The organism is Streptomyces sp. PL-29 (assembly GCF_058344425.1).
Genome location: NZ_CP136996.1, coordinates 1654795 through 1672539 on the forward strand (window position 1 = coordinate 1654795; position 17745 = coordinate 1672539).

General features: G+C 71.4%; 12 protein-coding genes and 1 pseudogene. 7 read left to right on the plus strand and 6 right to left on the minus strand.

What is annotated here, in order from left to right; genetic code table 11:
* Nucleotides 1-336 precede the first annotated feature (336 nt).
* A pseudogene (locus R4Z63_RS07580) lies at nt 337-1432 on the plus strand (MerR family transcriptional regulator).
* Between the two features lie 209 nt (nt 1433-1641).
* Here the strand turns inward: R4Z63_RS07580 and uvrA are convergent.
* Entirely contained in the window at nt 1642-4641 is a 3000-nt protein-coding gene (gene uvrA, locus R4Z63_RS07585) for an excinuclease ABC subunit UvrA (RefSeq protein ID WP_384454173.1), read from the minus strand.
* Between the two features lie 185 nt (nt 4642-4826).
* Between uvrA and R4Z63_RS07590 the strand changes: the two genes are divergently transcribed.
* The 3 genes from R4Z63_RS07590 to R4Z63_RS07600 all read left to right on the plus strand — a co-directional run bounded on the left by R4Z63_RS07590 (nt 4827) and on the right by R4Z63_RS07600 (nt 7740).
* Entirely contained in the window at nt 4827-5516 is a 690-nt protein-coding gene (locus tag R4Z63_RS07590) for a maleylpyruvate isomerase family mycothiol-dependent enzyme (protein ID WP_037926616.1), read from the plus strand.
* A 23-nt stretch (nt 5517-5539) separates the two neighbouring features.
* A complete protein-coding gene (locus tag R4Z63_RS07595; RefSeq protein ID WP_037926619.1) occupies nt 5540-6196 on the plus strand; it encodes an MBL fold metallo-hydrolase in 657 nt (218 codons plus the stop codon).
* A gap of 218 nt (nt 6197-6414) precedes the next feature.
* Complete coding sequence (locus R4Z63_RS07600; protein WP_384454209.1) at nt 6415-7740, plus strand: MFS transporter; 1326 nt, start codon at nt 6415-6417, stop codon at nt 7738-7740.
* 12 nt (nt 7741-7752) lie between these two features.
* Here R4Z63_RS07600 and R4Z63_RS07605 read toward each other — a convergent pair whose 3' ends face one another.
* The 4 genes from R4Z63_RS07605 to uvrB all read right to left on the minus strand — a co-directional run bounded on the left by R4Z63_RS07605 (nt 7753) and on the right by uvrB (nt 13822).
* A complete protein-coding gene (locus R4Z63_RS07605) occupies nt 7753-8733 on the minus strand; it encodes a TerC family protein (RefSeq protein ID WP_037926621.1) in 981 nt (326 codons plus the stop codon).
* A gap of 239 nt (nt 8734-8972) precedes the next feature.
* Entirely contained in the window at nt 8973-10934 is a 1962-nt protein-coding gene (locus R4Z63_RS07610) for a TerD family protein (RefSeq protein WP_384454178.1), read from the minus strand.
* Nucleotides 10935-10989: 55 nt separating this feature from the next.
* Complete coding sequence (locus R4Z63_RS07615) at nt 10990-11568, minus strand: TerD family protein (RefSeq protein ID WP_037926627.1); 579 nt, start codon at nt 11566-11568, stop codon at nt 10990-10992.
* 88 nt (nt 11569-11656) lie between these two features.
* Entirely contained in the window at nt 11657-13822 is a 2166-nt protein-coding gene (gene uvrB / locus R4Z63_RS07620) for an excinuclease ABC subunit UvrB (RefSeq protein WP_384454182.1), read from the minus strand.
* Between the two features lie 235 nt (nt 13823-14057).
* Here uvrB and R4Z63_RS07625 point away from each other — a divergent pair, with 235 nt between their 5' ends.
* The 3 genes from R4Z63_RS07625 to R4Z63_RS07635 all read left to right on the plus strand — a co-directional run bounded on the left by R4Z63_RS07625 (nt 14058) and on the right by R4Z63_RS07635 (nt 17046).
* Complete coding sequence (locus R4Z63_RS07625; protein ID WP_384454186.1) at nt 14058-14957, plus strand: glycerophosphodiester phosphodiesterase; 900 nt, start codon at nt 14058-14060, stop codon at nt 14955-14957.
* A 64-nt stretch (nt 14958-15021) separates the two neighbouring features.
* Nucleotides 15022-15585, plus strand: a complete 564-nt coding sequence (locus R4Z63_RS07630; RefSeq protein ID WP_037926633.1) for a methylated-DNA--[protein]-cysteine S-methyltransferase — start codon at nt 15022-15024, stop codon at nt 15583-15585.
* A gap of 165 nt (nt 15586-15750) precedes the next feature.
* Nucleotides 15751-17046: an MFS transporter gene (locus R4Z63_RS07635; protein ID WP_037927493.1), complete on the plus strand. Its 1296-nt coding sequence runs from the start codon at nt 15751-15753 to the stop codon at nt 17044-17046.
* Here R4Z63_RS07635 and R4Z63_RS07640 read toward each other — a convergent pair.
* Nucleotides 17036-17410, minus strand: a complete 375-nt coding sequence (locus R4Z63_RS07640; protein WP_384454190.1) for a cupin domain-containing protein — start codon at nt 17408-17410, stop codon at nt 17036-17038. The two genes, R4Z63_RS07635 and R4Z63_RS07640, sit on opposite strands and share 11 nt — an antisense overlap.
* Nucleotides 17411-17745 lie beyond the last annotated feature (335 nt).

The following is a 17745-nucleotide window of genomic DNA, read 5'->3' on the forward strand; positions in this document are numbered from 1 at the left end:
GCGGCCTCGGGTGTGTGCGGCCCCGGGTGTGAGACGGGTAGGCCCACATGTTCACGAGTCGGGTATGCGCCGTGGCCGTCTCGTCGTCGGTGACGTCGTCGAGGGTGAGGCGAACGATGCGGCTGACGGGTTGCGCGTAGAGGAGATCGATCAGACATCTCGGCCGCCCCTGGCGGCCGTTTCCGATCTCGCTCCAGGAAAGGGCCGTTTCTGACGGCAAGGCGGCGTGCGGCTACGGCTACGGCTCCGCGTCGGCTCCTGCGGGTCATGAGTGCGGCTCTTGACCCTCACGTGACGTCAGGCTGCATAGTCGGCGCCGTGGAAGATCACTGGACCGTGGGGCGCGTGGCCGAGCTGGCCGACGTGAGCGTCCGCACGCTGCATCACTATGACGCGATCGGGCTCGTCCGTCCGTCGGCGCGGACCGCCGGTGGGTACCGGGCGTACTCGGCGGGTGACGTCGAGCGGTTGAGGGAAGTGCTGGCCTACCGGCGGCTGGGCTTCGGGTTGCGGGAGGTTGCGGAACTGGTCGGCGACACGTCCACCGACGCGGTAGCGCACCTGCGCCGACTGCGTGGCCTGCTGCTGGAGCGGCGTGATCGTGCTGACGCCATGGTGGCGGCCCTCGACAAGGAACTTGAGGCACGGGCGAGGGGGCTGAAGGTGACACCGGAGGAGCAACTGGGGATGCTCGGTGCACGGCTGTACGACGCAATCGGCGGCGCATACACGGCGACGCGGCGTACCGAGCCGCGGATCGCAGCGCAGATCTCGGACGCGCTCGGGGACGCGCGGACGGTACTGAATGTCGGGGCCGGCACCGGCTCCTACGAGCCGGCTGATCGCGAGGTGACCGCGGTGGAGCCGTCGGAGGTCATGCGGCGTCAGCGGCCGGCCGACTCGGCCCCGTGCGTGGCAGCCGCCGCCGAGAGCCTGCCGTTCGAGGACAACTCCTTCGACGTAGCGATGGCCGTCTCCACGGTTCACCATGGGGGGACCCGATAGCGGGGCTGCGCGAGATGCGGCGCGTGGCTCACCGCGTGGTGGTGCTGACCTTCGACACCGACGAGCCCGGATGGCAGGACCGGTTCTGGCTTACCCGCGACTACCTGCCCGAGTTCGCCGCCGTCCTCGCGGAATTTCCCTCACTTGCGGGGATGGCGGACGCGATCGGCGCCCGCGCTGAGCCGGTGCCTATCCCGTGGGACTGCGCTGACGGCCTGTTCGAGGCGTACTGGCGCAGACCGAGGGCGCATCTGGAGGAGCACGTCCGCCTGCGATGTCGGTGTGGACGAGGGTCGGGCCGGACGCCGAGCAGCGGCCGGTGCGAAGCCTCCGCGACGACCTCGACTCCGGCCGATGGGCCGAGCGCAACAGCGACCTCGCCCACCTCGACACGGCAGACCTCGGCCTCCGCCTGCTCATAGCCTGAATGGGCACCGGTCCGGACTGACCCGGGCTACTCCTCCGGGGTGCGTCCGGCATCCGGGACGGCCCGGCCCGCTCCGCACGGGCCCGCCTCCCGGTGGGCCCGCACGGCCCGCAGGAGGCGGAGCCGCAGACGGCCGTAGCGGCCCGGCACGAGGGCCGGCCCCTTCCCGCCGGGCCGGGCGGCGGCGGGAAGTCCGGCGGGGCTGCCGGCTAGGCCTTGCGGGTCCGGGCCACCGCGGTTTTGGCCGCCGTCTTCTTGGCGGGGGCCGCCTTCTTCGCCGCGGCCGCCTTCTTCGCCGGGGCCGCCTTCTTGACGGGGGTCTTCTTCGCCGCGGCCCGTGCCGGGGGTGCCGCCGCGTCGGAGACCCGGTCGGCGCCCAGGATGTCCCGCAGGAACTTGCCCGTGTGGCTCGCGCCGACCGAGGCCACCTGCTCGGGCGTGCCCTCGGCCACCACCATGCCTCCGCCGTAACCGCCTTCGGGGCCCATGTCGATGACCCAGTCCGCGGTCTTGATGACGTCCAGGTTGTGCTCGATGACGATCACCGAGTTGCCCTTGTCGACGAGCCCTGACAGCACCTTGATCAGCTTCGAGATGTCCTCGAAGTGCAGGCCCGTCGTCGGCTCGTCCAGTACGTACACCGTCCGGCCCGTCGAGCGCTTCTGCAGCTCGGAGGCCAGCTTCACGCGCTGCGCCTCGCCGCCTGACAACGTCGGCGCGGACTGGCCGAGGCGGACATAGCCGAGACCCACCTCGTTCAGCGTCTTGAGGTGGCGCGCGATCGTGGGCACGGCTTCGAAGAAGCCCAGCGCCTCCTCGATCGGCATGTTGAGGACTTCCGCGATGGACTTGCCCTTGTAGTGGACCTCCAGCGTCTCCCGGTTGTACCGGTCGCCGTGGCAGACCTCGCACGGGACGTAGACGTCCGGCAGGAAGTTCATCTCGATCTTGATCGTGCCGTCGCCGGAGCAGTTCTCGCACCGGCCACCCTTGACGTTGAAGGAGAAGCGGCCCGGCAGGTAGCCGCGCACCTTCGCCTCCATCGTCTCGGCGAAGAGCTTGCGCACGTGGTCGAAGACGCCGGTGTACGTCGCCGGGTTCGACCGGGGCGTCCGGCCGATGGGCGACTGGTCGACGTGGACCACCTTGTCGACGAGGTCGTCGCCGTCCACACGGGTGTGCCGCCCCGGGACCGAGCGGGCGCCGTTCAGCTCCCGCGCCAGGTGCGTGTACAGGATGTCGTTGACCAGGGTCGACTTCCCGGAGCCGGAGACACCGGTGACGGCCGTGAGCACGCCCAGCGGGAAGGACACGTCGATGTCCCGCAGGTTGTTCTCCTTGGCGCCGTGGACGGTCAGCCTGCGCTCGCCGTTCACGGGCCGGCGGACGTCCGGGATCCCGATGGCCTTCTTCCCCGAGAGGTACTGCCCGGTCATCGACTCGGAGTTCTTCAGCAGTTCCTTGAGCGAACCGCTGTGGACCACCTTGCCGCCGTGCTCGCCCGCACCCGGGCCGATGTCCACGACCCAGTCGGCCACCTTGATGGTGTCCTCGTCGTGCTCGACGACGATCAGGGTGTTGCCCATGTCCCGCAGCCGCACCAGCGTCTCGATCAGCCGGTGGTTGTCGCGCTGGTGCAGGCCGATGGACGGCTCGTCCAACACGTAGAGGACACCGACGAGGCCGGAGCCGATCTGCGTGGCGAGCCGGATGCGCTGGGCCTCGCCGCCCGAGAGGGTGCCGGCCGCCCGGTTGAGGGAGAGGTAGTCCAGACCGACGTCCACCAGGAAGCGGAGCCGCTCGTTGACCTCCTTCAGGACCCGCTCGGCGATCTTCTTGTCGCGGGCGTCGAGGCGCATCCGCCCGAGGAAGTCCGCGCACTCGCTGATCGACATGGCGGCGACCTCGGCGATCGACTTCTCCATCACGGTCACCGCGAGCACGATCGGCTTGAGGCGGGTGCCCTCACAGGTCGGGCAGGGCACCTCGCGCATGTAGCCCTCGAAGCGCTCGCGGCTGGCGTCGCTCTCCGACTCCGCGTGCCGCCGCTTCACGAACGGCACGGCGCCCTCGAAGGCCGTCGTGTAGGCCCGCTCGCGCCCGTAGCGGTTGCGGTAGCGGACCTCGATCTGGGTCCGGTGGCCGTACAGCAGGGCCTTCTTCGCCCGCACCGGCAGCCCGGCCCACGGGATGTCCGTACGGAAGCCGAGCTCCGCGGCGAGCGCGCCGATCAGCCGCTGGAAGTAGTCCTTGGTGTGGCCGAGCGACCACGGGGAGACCGCGCCCTCGTCGAGGGACTTGTCCTCGTCCGGGACGATCAGCTCCGGGTCCACCTCCATCCGCGTGCCGATGCCGGTGCACTCGGGGCAGGCGCCGAAGGGCGAGTTGAAGGAGAAGGAGCGCGGCTCCAGCTCCTCGAAGGACAGGTCGTCGTACGGGCAGTAGAGGTGCTCGGAATACATCCGTTCACGCTCGGGGTCGTCCTCGGCGAGGTCGACGAAGTCCAGGATCACCATGCCACCGGAGAGGCCGAGGGCCGTCTCCACGCTGTCGGTGAGGCGGCGCTTGGCGCTGTCCTTGACGGTGAGGCGGTCGATGACCACCTCGATCGTGTGCTTCTCCTGCTTCTTCAGCGTCGGCGGCTCAGAGAGCTGGATGGTCTCCCCGTCCACCCGCGCCCGGCTGTAGCCCTTGGTCTGGAGGTCGGCGAAGAGGTCCACGAACTCGCCCTTGCGTTCGCGCACCAGCGGCGAGAGCACCTGGAAGCGGCTTCCCTCGGGGAGCGCAAGCACCTTGTCGACGATCGCCTGGGGCGACTGGCGCGCAATGGGCCGGCGGCACTCGGGGCAGTGCGGCTTGCCGATGCGGGCGAAGAGGAGGCGGAGGTAGTCGTAGACCTCGGTGATGGTGCCGACGGTCGAGCGCGGGTTGCGCGAGGTGGACTTCTGGTCGATCGAGACGGCCGGGGAGAGGCCCTCGATGAAGTCGACGTCGGGCTTGTCCATCTGCCCGAGGAACTGGCGGGCGTACGACGAGAGCGACTCGACGTAGCGGCGCTGACCCTCGGCGAAGATCGTGTCGAAGGCCAGGGAGGACTTGCCCGATCCGGAGAGTCCGGTGAAGACGATGAGCGAATCGCGGGGCAGGTCGAGCGAGACGTTCTTGAGGTTGTGCTCGCGAGCGCCACGAACGATGAGACGGTCGGTCACGCCGGTCTGCACCTTTCTTGAGAGAGCGGGGGGCACGGCCCCCGTCCCAGGGTATGGGGGGCGCCTCTGCGGTGGAGATGGAGTCTGGACTTCGAGCGTATAGCACGCACATTCGATTTACGGCACTCCGCAGACCTCTTCACCCGATCGTGTGGCCACGGGCTCCGAGCACTACGCTCGACGTCATGACTGATCATGTGCACGACCTGCGATCTGTACGTGAAGCCACGGACCGACTGCTGACCGCGGTCGCGAAACTGGACAACGCCGGGCTCTCCGGGGAGTCACACCTTCCCGGCTGGACCCGCGGCCACATCCTGGCCCACCTCGCGCGCAACGCCGACGCCCTCCTGAACGTCTTCGAGGGCCGCCCGATGTACGAGAGCGGCGAGGCGCGCGACGCGGACATCGCACGCGACGCCGGCCGGCCCCTGGAAGAACACCTGGCGGACCTCGGTGATTCCGCGGCCCGCTTCCTCGCCGCCACCGAGCACGACCAGGACTGGTCGCGCACCGTCGAGCTGCGCAACGGCGTCACGGACCTGGCCTCGAACGTGCCGTTCCGCCGCTGGGTCGAGGTCGACCTGCACCACGTCGACCTGAACATCGGCTACGAGCTCACCGACCTCCCGCAGGAGTTCACCGACCGCGAGATCGCCTTCCTCGCCGACCGCTGGTCCGGGCGCCCGGACGTGCCCGCGACGGCCCTGGCCGCCCCCGACGGGCGCACCTGGCGCACCGGCTCCGCCGGGGACCCTGTCGTGACCGTCTCCGGCACCCCCGCCGCACTGCTCGCCTGGCTCGCCGGCCGCGGCGACCGGGGAGCCTCCCTGACCACCACGGGAGGCCCCCTCCCCGAGCTCCCGCCGTTGTAGGAAGACACCTCTAGGATCACCACATGACGTACACCGGAGAGGTCAAGGTCGGCGGTCCGGCCGACGTGCACGAACTCGCGGACCTGATGATTTCCAAGGTCGCCGTGGGTTCGATGAACAACAACGCCTACCTGCTGCGCTGTCGGGCGACCGACGAGCAGCTGCTCATCGACGCGGCGGCCGAACCGCAGACGCTGCTGAACCTGATCGGCGACGACGGCATCGCCTCCGTCGTCACCACCCACCGGCACGGCGACCACTGGGGCGCGCTCGCAGAGGTCGTGGCGGCCACCGGCGCGCGGACCTACGCGGGCGCCCTCGACGCCGAGGGCATCCCGGTCGCGACCGACGTCCCGGTCGCGGACGGGGACACGGTGCGGGTGGGCCGGGTCGAACTGACCGCGCGGCACCTGGTCGGGCACACCCCCGGCTCGATCGCCCTGGTCTACGACGACCCGCACGGCCACGCGCACGTGTTCACCGGCGACTGCCTCTTCCCGGGCGGCGTCGGCAACACCCACGGCGACCCGGAGGCCTTCAAAAACCTCCTCGACGACGTGCAGCACAAGCTCTTCGAGCAGCTGCCCGACGAGACCTGGGTCTACCCGGGCCATGGCAACGACACCACGCTCGGCGCCGAGCGTCCGCACCTGGCGGAGTGGCGCGAGCGCGGGTGGTAGGCACCGTCCGGGGAGCGCAACGCGTCAACTTCGGCACGCGGAGCACTCCTTCCGGTCGTTGACGGCCGAACGCATGTCCCTGCGGGCGGGGAGGCGGTATCTGGTGCGGCATGCAACAGGACCCCTCTCCGCCCCCTGCCGCCTCCGCCCCGGGCCCCGGGGCCGCCGCCGACGAAGCCCCCGGGGCCGCCGCCGACGAGGCCTCCGCCCGGCCCGGCATGCTGCGGCTCGCCTGCGCGGCCCTCGCCGGGACCGCGATCGAGTTCTACGACTTCTTCGTGTACGGGACGGCTGCCGCGCTCGTGCTCGGCCCGCTCTTCTTCCCCTCCTTCTCACCACTCGCCGGGACCCTCGCCGCCTTCGGCACCTTCGGCGTCGGCTTCCTCGCCCGCCCGCTGGGGTCCGCCGTCTTCGGGCACATCGGCGACCGCTACGGACGGCGCCCGGTCCTGCTGGCCTCCCTGCTGCTCACCGGCCTCGCCACCGTCGCCGTCGGCTGTGTGCCGGCGTACGAGACGATCGGCATCGCCGCGCCCGTACTACTGCTCCTGCTGCGCTTCCTCCAGGGCCTGGGGCTCGGCGGGGAGTGGGGCGGCGCGGTGCTGCTGACCGCAGAACACGCGCCGGAGCACCGGCGCGGACTGTGGGCGAGCTTCCCGCAGATCGGTCCGGCGGTGGGGTTCCTGCTGGCCAACGGCCTGATGCTGGGACTGTCCGCCTCCCTGACCGACGCCCAGTTCGCCTCCTGGGGATGGCGGGTGCCGTTCTGGGCGGCCGGGCTGCTGGCGCTGGCCGGGCTGTGGCTGCGCCGCTCGACGGAGGAGACCCCGCAGTTCCGCGCGCTCGCGGCCACCGGGCGGCGGGCCGACGCCCCGCTCTCCGAGGTGGTCCGGGGCCACTGGCGGCTGCTCCTGCTGACGGGCGGGGCCCTGGCCGTGGGCTACGCCGTCTTCTACGCGGTCACCACCTGGTCCCTCGCCTACGCTGCAGAGCACCTCTCGGTGGGCCGCACGACGATGCTGGCCTGCATCATGGCGGCCGTCACGGCCAAGGGTCTGGCGACCCCGCTCCTGGCCGCGCTCGGCGACCGCTACGGACGGCGGCCGCTGTGCCTGGCCGGGTGCGCCGTCAGCGCCGTGTGGATGTTCCCGCTGGTGGCCCTCTTGCAGACGGCCGACCCGCTGCTGATGACGCTGGGCTTCGCGGTGGCGCTGCTCGGCATGGTGACGATGTTCGCGGTGGTGGGCGCGTACCTGCCGGAGCTGTACGCCCCGCGGATCCGCTGCACCGGCGCGGCCGTCGGCTACAACCTGGGCGGTGTGCTGGGCGGGGCGCTGACCCCGATCGTGGCGACGGCGCTGGCGGGCGGCTCCGGTCCGCCGTGGGGCGTCGCGGCCTACCTGACCGGGATCGCCCTGGTCAGCCTGGGATGCTTCGCACTGCTCCCGGAGACCAGCCCCCTGCTCGTGGGGAAGCGGTCGGGTGCGGGCACCGCGGAGAGGCCGGTGGACACGGGGGCGGCCTCGTCGGCCGCCCCCGTGTGAACCCGGGTGCGATCAGGCGCCGACGCTCTCGCTGTCGGCGGCCTCGGCCGCCGCCTGCTTCTTCGAGGCGATCAGGCTGGTGATCGTGGTGATGATCAGGACGCCGCAGATGACGGCCAGGGAGAACGGGATCGAGATCTCAGGGACGTGGACGCCGGACTCGTGGAGGGCGTGCAGCACCAGCTTGACGCCGATGAAGCCGAGGATGATCGACAGACCGTAGCTGAGGTGGACCAGCTTCTCCAGCAGGCCGCCGATGAGGAAGTACAGCTGGCGCAGGCCCATCAGCGCGAAGGCGTTGGCCGTGAAGACGATGTACGGGTCCTGGGTGAGGCCGAAGATGGCGGGGATCGAGTCCAGCGCGAACAGCACGTCGGTGGTGCCGATGGCGAGCATCACGATCATCAGCGGTGTCAGGACGCGCTTGCCGTTGTTGACGACGAAGAGCTTGGTGCCGTGGTAGCGGTCGGCCACGCCGAACTTCTTCTCGACGGACTTGAGGAGGCGGTTCTCCTCGAACTCCTCGTCGCCCTCGTCCTTGCGGGCCTCCTGGATCAGCTTCCACGCGGTGTAGATCAGGAACGCGCCGAAGATGTAGAAGACCCAGCTGAAGCTGGCGATGATCGCGGCGCCGGCGGCGATGAAGACCGCGCGCAGGACGAGTGCGATCAGCACGCCGATGAGCAGCACGCGCTGCTGGAGGTGGGAGGGCACCGCGAACTTCGCCATGATCAGGACGAAGACGAACAGGTTGTCGACGCTCAGGGACTTCTCGGTGATGAAGCCCGCGAAGAACTCCTGGGAGGCCTGCGGGTTGCCGAAGAACCACAGGCCGAGGCCGAAGAGCACGGCGAGGACGATCCAGACGACCGTCCAGGTGCCGGCTTCCTTGATCGACACGTCGTGGGGTTTGCGGCCGATGAAGAAGTCGGCACCGATGAGGAGGGACAGACCGAGGACGGTCGCGACCCACAGGGCCCAGGAAACTTCCATGGTGAATACGCCTCCGGCGGATGGCTCAGCACTTCGTCAGCGTCATCGCTGCCGGAGGTCTCTTCCGCCCGGGCGGCCTGGAGGCCGTGGGCCGACGCCCCGGGACCGACGCGTGCTCATTCAAACGCAACGGTCCGTATTGACGGGTACGCCGTAGCAGGAAAGCAGGAATACTCCCCTCCGCACGGACGAGCTTACCCGCCGGAAGGCAAAAAGGTAAAGGGAATGCCAAAGAATGGTCACGGGCGGGTAGTGCGCCGGGCCTCCGCCACCCGGTCCAGTGCCTGGTCGAGGACTCGGCTGCCCTCCGGCGGAAGGTTCGGTTCGAAGGTCCAGGCGTGGTGCACCCACGGGTCGGCGAGGTGGTCGTCCGGTACCGGCGAGAGCCGCATCAGGGAGCGCCACAGCGGGTCCAGCAGCGGCCCGTAGGCGGACGCCTCGTCACGGTCGGCGACCATCAGCAGGTGCACGCCGACCGCCGCGCCCTCGTCGGCCAGGTAGCGGAGCTGGGTGACGGCCCGGTCGTCGAAGCCGTGCGGGAAGTCGTGGACGATGAGCAGCTGCTCGGCCGTGTCCACGTCCGGTGGCAGGTCCTCGGGGGCCCCGGCCTTCAGCGCCATCTGCACCAGGTCCACCCGGCGCGTGAGCTCGGCCAGCGTCCTGCCCACCGCCGCGGCCCCGGTGGTGGGCGGCGCGGCCAGCACCCCGGCCCGCACCAGGGGCTCCAGGGAGGCCGCGCCGGCCCCGGCCGCGTCGATGACGTGGACGGAGAACCGGCCGGCGGGGTGGACCGCGAGCAGCCGTACCGCGTGGGCGACGGCCATGTCCATAGCGGCGCGGCGCAGCCGGTCGGTGTCCATGGCCATCGCCGCCTCGGAACCGGTACGGCCGTTGTCGATCCACAGCCCGCGCTCCAGCGGGACCCGTACCAGCATGGGGATGCGCAGGCCGGGCCGCTCGGGCAGGTGCAGGTCGCCCAGGCGCACGGCGAGGGGGGCCTCCTCCGGCACGCGGTGGCCGTGCCAGACGGGATTGTCCCATCGGGCGTACGGGGCCGGCAGGGCGGGCTCGACGACCTCGGACTCGGCGATGAGCTGGGCGAGGTCGCGGTCGAGGACGGCCTGGGCCCGGGCGATCAGTTCCTCGCGGCGGGCCCGTGCGGCGTCGCGGGCCGCGTCGCCGGAGCCGCCGATGCGGTGGCGCGGGTCGGCGAGGGCGTCGTCGAGCTCGCGGTCCCTGCGGGAGTCGGCGAACTCCACGGCGCTGCGGTAGGCGGCCACCGTGCGCGCCAGGTCCTCGAACATGCCCCAGACCTGGTTGTAGAGCCGTTCGTCCAGGGACCACCCGGCGGCATCGCCGGCGACCGGCTGCGGGTGCTGCCCCGGCTCCGCGGCGGCGGCCCGCGGAGCCGGCTCGGGCGGCTCACCGCTGGTGCGGCGGCGGCGCGGGTGGGTGTAGCTGATCGTGGGCGGGGAGCCGTCGCCGGCGGGCGCGGGACCGGGCGTACCGGCGTACGGGACCCCGGAAACCGGGTCCGGGACTGGGTCCGGCAGCTCCGGGGCGGGCCCGGGAGTCCGCGGCGCGGTCTGCGGGGCACGCAGGTCGCCGACCAGGGTGGGCATGGTCGCGAGCGTCGCGTCGGTCTCCTTGGCCGGGGCGGCGGTGCTCAGCGCCGTGGCGGCCAGTTCCCGGGCGGCCGGCACGGGCAGTCCGCCGTCGGCGAGCAGGGCGCCGAGGCCGTCGGCGTAGCCCTGGCCGACGGCTCGGACCTTCCATGCGCCCTGGCGCCGGTAGAGCTCCAAGGCGATCACCGCGGTCTCGGCGTCGAGCCCGGTCAGGGTGTAGCCGGCGATCTCGGTGCCGCCGTCGGATGCCGCCAGGGCCACGTGGGGGGCCGGGACGGCGCCGAAGCCGACCGGGCCGCCGGGCGGCAGCACGAGCAGCACGCCGACGCGGTGGACGTCCGGCGCGACGGCGTCGAGGTCCACGGCGAAGGCGTGCCGGTCCGCGAGGTCCGCCGGCGCGTGCACGCCGGGCAGGGACCGGGCGCCCGGGTGAGCCAGGGCCCCGGTTCCGGTGAGCCGTCCCTGTGCGTCGGCGAGCGAGGCCAGGGCGAGGACGGGCGTACCCGCCGAGACCCTGACCTCCACCCGGCTCCGGGACACGGGGTGGTTCTGCCCCCGGACCAGTTCGGCCGTCATCGTGCAGCCCCTCCCCCGCGCCGTGTTCTCTTCTTCCCGTCCGCTTCCGGTCCTGCTACAGGTGCGGCAGGATCGCCGGCATCAGGTCCTGGAAGGTGCGGCCGTTGGCCGGGGTGCCCAGGGCCGTCATCTGCCAGCCGGAGCCCGCGCGGGACACCTTCGCCATGATCTGCGCCGTGTACGCGCCGCCGCCGTCGAGGGTGTAGCGGGCCAGTTCCTGGCCGTTGGTCTCGTCGACGATGCGGCAGAAGGCGTTCTGCACCTCCTGGAACGTCTGACCGGTGAAGGAGTTCACCGTGAAGACGATCTGGTCGATGTGGACCGGCACCCGCTGGAGGTCGACGAGGATCGCCTCGTCGTCGCCGCCCTGGCCGACGCCGCCGACGAGGTTGTCGCCGGTGTGGCGCACGGAGCCGTCGTCGCTCTGCAGGTGGCGGAAGAAGACCACGTCGACCGGCTGCTTGTCGGCGAAGAGCACCGCCGACGCGTCAAGGTCGATCTCCCGCGTCCGCGAGCCGAACAGCCCGCGGCGCTTCGCAGCCTGCCAGCCCAGGCCCATCCGGACCGCGGTCAGCGTCCCTCCGTCCGTCTTCTGCAGACTGATGGCCTGACCCTTGGTCATGTTGACCGTCACGCGCGTCCCCTCTCCGTAGCCCGCCCCAGTTGACTGGTGCGCAGCGTGTTCCTGCGGCTGTGACCCAACCCTACTGACAGCCCCCGACTCAGGCGAGGCCCGCTTCCTTCATCTGCCGGAGCTCCTTCTTCAGCTCGCCGACCTCGTCCCTGATCCGGGCCGCGACCTCGAACTGGAGCTCCGCGGCGGCCGCGCGCATGCGCTCGGTCATCTGCTCGATGAGCGAGGCGAGTTCGGCGGCCGGCCGGTCGGTGAGCACCTCGGCCGCCTTGGCCCCCTTGGCCGGTTTCGCACTCTTGGCACCCTTGGCGCCCGCCGGTGCGTGGGCCGCGAGACCGCCCAGGTCCGGAACCGGCGCCTTGGCGCCCCGGCCCTCCTTGCCCTGCCGGTATCCGGTACCGAGGAGCTGCTCGGTGTCCAGCTCCTCGCGGGCGATGGTGGCGACGATGTCGTTGATCTTCTTGCGGAGCGGCTGCGGGTCGATCCCGTTCGCCGTGTTGTAGGCGATCTGCTTCTCGCGGCGCCGGTTGGTTTCCTCGATCGCCTTCTCCATACCCGGCGTGATCTTGTCCGCGTACATGTGGACCTGGCCGGACACGTTGCGCGCGGCGCGGCCGATGGTCTGGATCAGGGAGGTGCCCGAGCGCAGGAAGCCCTCCTTGTCGGCGTCGAGGATCGCCACCAGGGACACCTCGGGCAGGTCGAGGCCCTCGCGCAGCAGGTTGATGCCGACCAGGACGTCGTACTCGCCGGCGCGCAGCTCGCGCAGCAGCTCGATGCGGCGCAGCGTGTCGACGTCGCTGTGCAGGTAGCGGACCTGGATGCCGAGCTCCAGGAAGTAGTCCGTGAGGTCCTCTGCCATCTTCTTGGTGAGGGTGGTGACCAGGACCCGCTCGTCCTTCTCCACCCGCTTGCGGATCTCGTGCACCAGGTCGTCGATCTGGCCCTCGGTGGGCTTGACCACGACCTCGGGGTCGATGAGGCCGGTGGGACGGATGATCTGCTCGACGAAACCGTCGCCGCGCGATAGCTCGTACGTGCCGGGGGTCGCCGACAGGTAGACGGTCTGGCCGATGCGCTCCTGGAACTCCTCCCACTTCAGCGGACGGTTGTCCAGCGCGGACGGCAGCCGGAAGCCGTGGTCGACCAGGGTCCGCTTGCGGGAGGCGTCGCCCTCGTACATGGCGCCGATCTGCGGGACGGTGACGTGCGACTCGTCGATGACCAGGAGGAAGTCCTCCGGGAAGTAGTCGATGAGGGTGTTGGGCGCGGAGCCCCGCTCGCGGTCGTCCATGTGCAGCGAGTAGTTCTCGATGCCGGAGCAGGAGCCGATCTGGCGCATCATCTCCAGGTCGTAGGTCGTGCGCATGCGCAGGCGCTGCGCCTCCAGCATCTTGCCCTGCTTCTCCAGCTCTCCGAGGCGCTCGGCCAGCTCGGCCTCGATGCCGGCGATCGCCTTCTCCATGCGCTCCGGGCCGGCGACGTAGTGGCTGGCGGGGAAGACGTAGAGCTCGCGGTCCTCGCTGATGACCTCGCCGGTCAGCGGGTGCAGGGTGGACAACGCTTCGATCTCGTCCCCGAACATCTCGATGCGGACGGCCAGTTCCTCGTAGACCGGGAAGATCTCGATGGTGTCGCCGCGCACTCGGAAGGTGCCGCGGGTGAAGGCCATGTCGTTGCGCGTGTACTGGATGTCGACGAAGCGGCGCAGCAGCTGGTCCCGGTCGATCTCCTCGCCCACCGTGAGCGAGACCATCCGGTCGACGTACTCCTGCGGGGTACCGAGGCCGTAGATGCAGGACACGGAGGCGACGACGATCACGTCCCGCCTGGTCAGCAGCGCATTGGTGGCGGAGTGGCGCAGCCGCTCCACCTCCTCGTTGATCGAGGAGTCCTTCTCGATGTACGTGTCCGACTGCGGTACGTAGGCCTCGGGCTGGTAGTAGTCGTAGTACGAGACGAAGTACTCGACGGCGTTGTTCGGCAGCAGCTCGCGGAACTCGTTCGCCAACTGGGCGGCCAGCGTCTTGTTCGGCGCCATGACCAGGGTGGGGCGCTGGAGCTTCTCGATCATCCAGGCGGTGGTCGCCGACTTGCCGGTGCCGGTCGCACCCAGCAGGACGACATCCTTCTCACCTGCACGGATGCGCTTCTCCAGCTCGGCGATGGCCGCCGGCTGGTCGCCGCTGGGCTGGTAGGGGCTGACGACCTCGAAAGGCGCCACCGTGCGTTCGATCTTCGATACGGGCCGCATGAGTCCACCGTACGACCCTCCACTGACACGCACGCCTCCCCGCCCGGCCGCAACGCGCTCGGTGCGGCCCGGCGGTCCGGCGGTCCGCGTCATCCGTTCTGGTCCGTTTGTCGTAGTTCGGTGGCGGCTCGGTGATCTTCAACCCCATGATCGCGGTGAAGTGCATCGCCACAACGTCTGCCGCTCCGCACCCGTCTGACGCAGGAACAGGGCTCACGACCCGAGGAGAACGCACATGTACGTCCGACCCGCCACCGCGGCCGCCGCCGCATTCCTGGGCTTCGCCCTCACCCTGCTGGGCGGGACGGCGTCGTCCGCCGCCACCGGCCCCGGATCCGCCCCCGGACCGCTGGGACTGGGCGGTCCCGTCGTGTACGCGCACCGGGGCGCCTCGGCGTACGCCCCGGAGAACACCCTCGAAGCGGTCGACCTGGCGATGCGGCTGGGCTTCGACTGGGTCGAGAACGACGTGCAGCGCACCAGGGACGGCGAACTGGTGGTGATCCACGACGACACCCTGGCCCGCACCACGGACGTCGAGCAGCTCTTCCCGGACCGCAAGCCCTGGCGGGTCAAGGACTTCACGTCGGCCGAGATCGCCCAGCTCGACGCGGGCAGCTGGTTCGGCGAGGAGTACGCGGGCGCCTCCGTGCCGACGCTGCGGCAGTACCTCGACCGGGTGCAGCGCAATCGGCAGCGGCTGCTGCTGGAGATCAAGAAGCCGGAGCTCTACCCGGGGATCGAGGAGCAGACCCTGCGGGTGCTCGGCGAGGCGGGCTGGCTCGACGCGCGGCACTCGAAGCGCCTGGTGGTGCAGAGCTTCAGTGCCGACTCCATCCGCATGGTGCACGGGCTGCGCCCCGACCTGGTGACGGCCTTCCTGGGCACTCCGGCGGTGGCGGACCTGCCGCGGTACGCGGAGTTCACGGACCGGATCAACCCGTGGCACACCACCATCTCGGCCGACTGGGTCGCGGCGGTGCACGGCCTGCTCGGGGCGCACGGCAAGGCGATGGAGGTGGACACCTGGATCGTGGACGACGCCGTGACCGCGCGGAAGGTGCGGGAGATGGGCGTCGACGGGATCATCACCAATGCCCCGGACGTGGTCCGGGAGGCGGTCGGCGGCTTCTGACGGCTGCGGGAGGGGAGGGCGGGGAGGGCGGCGGTCCGTCGGAGGAGAGCCGTACCGTGGACGCGTGGACAGCACCGAGCGGCCCCGCGGGCCGCACCTCGAATGGACCGTCGTCGCCAGCGACATCGGCCCCCTGCTCCTTGCCGCGACGCCCGAGGGGCTGGTCCGGGTCGAGTTCCACGCCGGGCCGGACCGGCTCGACCGGATGATCGGCCCGCTCGTCTCCCGGCTCGGCGCCGACGCCCGGCGGCCGGCGCCGGGCGAGGAAGTGCTGCTGGCCGCGCCGGTGCGCCAGGTGGCCGCGTACTTCGCCGGCTCGCTGCGGCGCTTCGACCTTCCGCTGGACTGGCGGCTCAGCTCCGGCTTCAACCGCCAGGTGCTCCAGGAGCTGGACCGTTCCGTGCCCTACGGCTCGGTCGTCGGCTACGGGGAACTGGCGGCCCGCGTCGGACAGCCCGGCGCCGCCCAGGCCGTGGGCAACGCCATGGGGTCGAACCCGCTGCCCCTGGTGGTGCCCTGCCACCGGGTGCTGGAGAACGACGGCGGCATCGGGGGCTTCGGCGGCGGGCTGGAGACCAAGCGGCAGCTCCTCGCCCTGGAGGGGGTGCTCCCGCAGCCGCTGTTCTGAGCCCCGTGTGACGCCCGTGACCTGCGGGCCCGACCACGACGACGGACCGGTTCCGCCGGACGGTAAGGGGTGGCACACTGCGGCGGTGACTACTGCTGCCGCCGCACCCGGCCCCACCGCGTCCCCCGCGTCCCGCGCCGCGCACCCGCGAGGGCGGTGCAGGGCGTGACCGCCGCTCCCGGCACGGACCGGACCGCCCCGCCGCTCGCCCTCGCGGACCTCGCACGACTCCGCAAGCGCACCTCCCGGGTGCTCATCGCCGGCCAGGTGCTGGGCGGGCTCGGCGTACCCATCAGCATCGCCCTGGCCCCCGTCCTGGCCACCGAGGTCAGCGGCACCGAGGCGCTGTCCGGCTTCGCGTCGACCGCCTCGGTGATCGGCACCGCCCTGGTCTCCCTGCCGCTCGCCGCCCTGATGACCGCGCGCGGCCGACGGCCCGGGCTGGTCCTGGCGTACGGGATCGGTGCCGCCGGGGCGGGCCTCGTCGTCCTCGCCGCCACGATCAAGAGCTTCCCGCTGCTGCTGCTCGGCATGGCCGCCTTCGGCGCCGCCTCCTCCGCCAACCTCCAGGCCCGCTTCGCCGCCGCGGACCTCGCCGCCCCGGACCACCGGGCCCGGGCCATCTCGGTGGTCGTGTGGGCCTCCACCCTCGGGGCGGTGCTCGGCCCCAACCTGTCCGCTCCGGCGAGCCGCAGCTTCGCCGGGACCTCCATACCCGAGACGGCGGGCCCCTTCGTGTGGGCCGCCGCCGTCTTCCTGCTAACCGGAGCGCTGATCGCCGTACTCCTGCGCCCGGACCCCCTGCTGACCGCGCGGGCGCTCGCCTCTCCCGAAGAACAGTCCCGCGAAGGCCGCTCGCTCCGCGCCGGACTCGCCGCCGTGAGGTCCTCGCCGCGGGCCCGCCTCGCCCTCCTCACCGTCGCCGTGTCCCACACCACCATGGTCTCGATCATGGTCATGACCCCGATGGACCTGAGCCACCACGGAGCCGGGCTGGAGCTCGTCGGGCTGGTGATCAGCGGTCACATCGCGGGCATGTTCGCCTTCTCCCCGCTCATGGGGTGGCTCGCGGACCGGCTCGGACGGCTCACCGTGATCGGCCTCGCCGCGGGACTGCTGTCGGTCGCCGCGCTGCTCGCGGGGACGGCGGGCGCCAGCCACGGACGGAGCGCCCTCGGTCTCTTCCTGCTGGGCCTCGGCTGGTCCGCCGGGATGGTGTCCGGCTCGGCCCTGCTGACCGACTCGGTGCCGCAGGCCGCGCGGGCCGCCGTACAGGGGCTGAGCGACCTCACGATGAACACGGCCGCGGGCGTGGGCGGAGCCGCCGCCGGCGTGATCATGTCCCAGGCGGGCTACGGCTGGCTGAACGCCGTCGGAGCCTCGCTGCTGCTGCCGATGGCGGCACTCGCCCTGTTCACCGCGCGCCGCCATCCTTCGGATTCCGGGAACGTCAGTAGCTGATGTGGTAAGCCTTGCGGAGCGTCTCGTGGACGGTCCAGACGGTCCTGTCGCCCTCCCGCAGCACGCAGGCCGAGCCGGGCCCGAGCTCCAGGGTCGCGCCGCCCTCGACCTCGACGGTGGCGCGTCCGGCGACCACCACGAACATTTCGTTCGCCTCGACGTCGGTGACCACGCCGGGGGTGATCTGCCAGATCCCGCGTACCTGCGTGCCGTCGGCGGACTCCCACAGGACCCGGCCCGTGACGACCGGATCGCCGGAGACGATCTGGCCCGGGTCGAGGTCGTCGGGCTCCAGCTCGACGTCCGCCACGGTGACGGCGAAGGACGCGGGGGCGGGGGTGGCGGAGTGATCACTGCTGCTCATGGCGCGCCAGCCTAGTGCGGCCCGTCCGCCCGGCGCGCCGACCACAGCGTCCAGGAACGGACCGGCCCACGCGTCACCCTGTCCAGTGGGGCCGGGGCGCCCGGCGGTGCGGACGACCGGTGGAAGCCGGTGCCCGCCGGCGCGTTCCGGGCGGTGCACGTGGGCCCTCCTCCCGGGCGGACCGGCGGCAGGTGGTGGTCCGCCGGGCCTCGGGAACCGCTGGGTTTCGGGAACCGCTGGGTTTCGGCCGGGGCGGCGGACGTCCGGTGCGGTCGACAGGCGGGGCGGCGGGGCGTCCGCGCGGACCGCGACGCCGCGGGGGCGTCCGGGAAAAG

What these genes read in the sequence shown, in the direction of transcription:
- R4Z63_RS07590 (WP_037926616.1), top strand. Translation starts at nt 4,827, where the DNA reads ATGACTGATCATGTGCACGACCTGCGATCTGTACGTGAAGCCACGGAC.
- R4Z63_RS07595 (WP_037926619.1), top strand. Translation starts at nt 5,540, where the DNA reads ATGACGTACACCGGAGAGGTCAAGGTCGGCGGTCCGGCCGACGTGCAC.
- R4Z63_RS07600 (WP_384454209.1), top strand. Translation starts at nt 6,415, where the DNA reads ATGCTGCGGCTCGCCTGCGCGGCCCTCGCCGGGACCGCGATCGAGTTC.
- R4Z63_RS07605 (WP_037926621.1), bottom strand. Translation starts at nt 8,733, where the DNA reads ATGGAAGTTTCCTGGGCCCTGTGGGTCGCGACCGTCCTCGGTCTGTCC.
- R4Z63_RS07610 (WP_384454178.1), bottom strand. Translation starts at nt 10,934, where the DNA reads ATGACGGCCGAACTGGTCCGGGGGCAGAACCACCCCGTGTCCCGGAGC.
- uvrB (WP_384454182.1), bottom strand. Translation starts at nt 13,822, where the DNA reads ATGCGGCCCGTATCGAAGATCGAACGCACGGTGGCGCCTTTCGAGGTC.
- R4Z63_RS07625 (WP_384454186.1), top strand. Translation starts at nt 14,058, where the DNA reads ATGTACGTCCGACCCGCCACCGCGGCCGCCGCCGCATTCCTGGGCTTC.
- R4Z63_RS07640 (WP_384454190.1), bottom strand. Translation starts at nt 17,410, where the DNA reads ATGAGCAGCAGTGATCACTCCGCCACCCCCGCCCCCGCGTCCTTCGCC.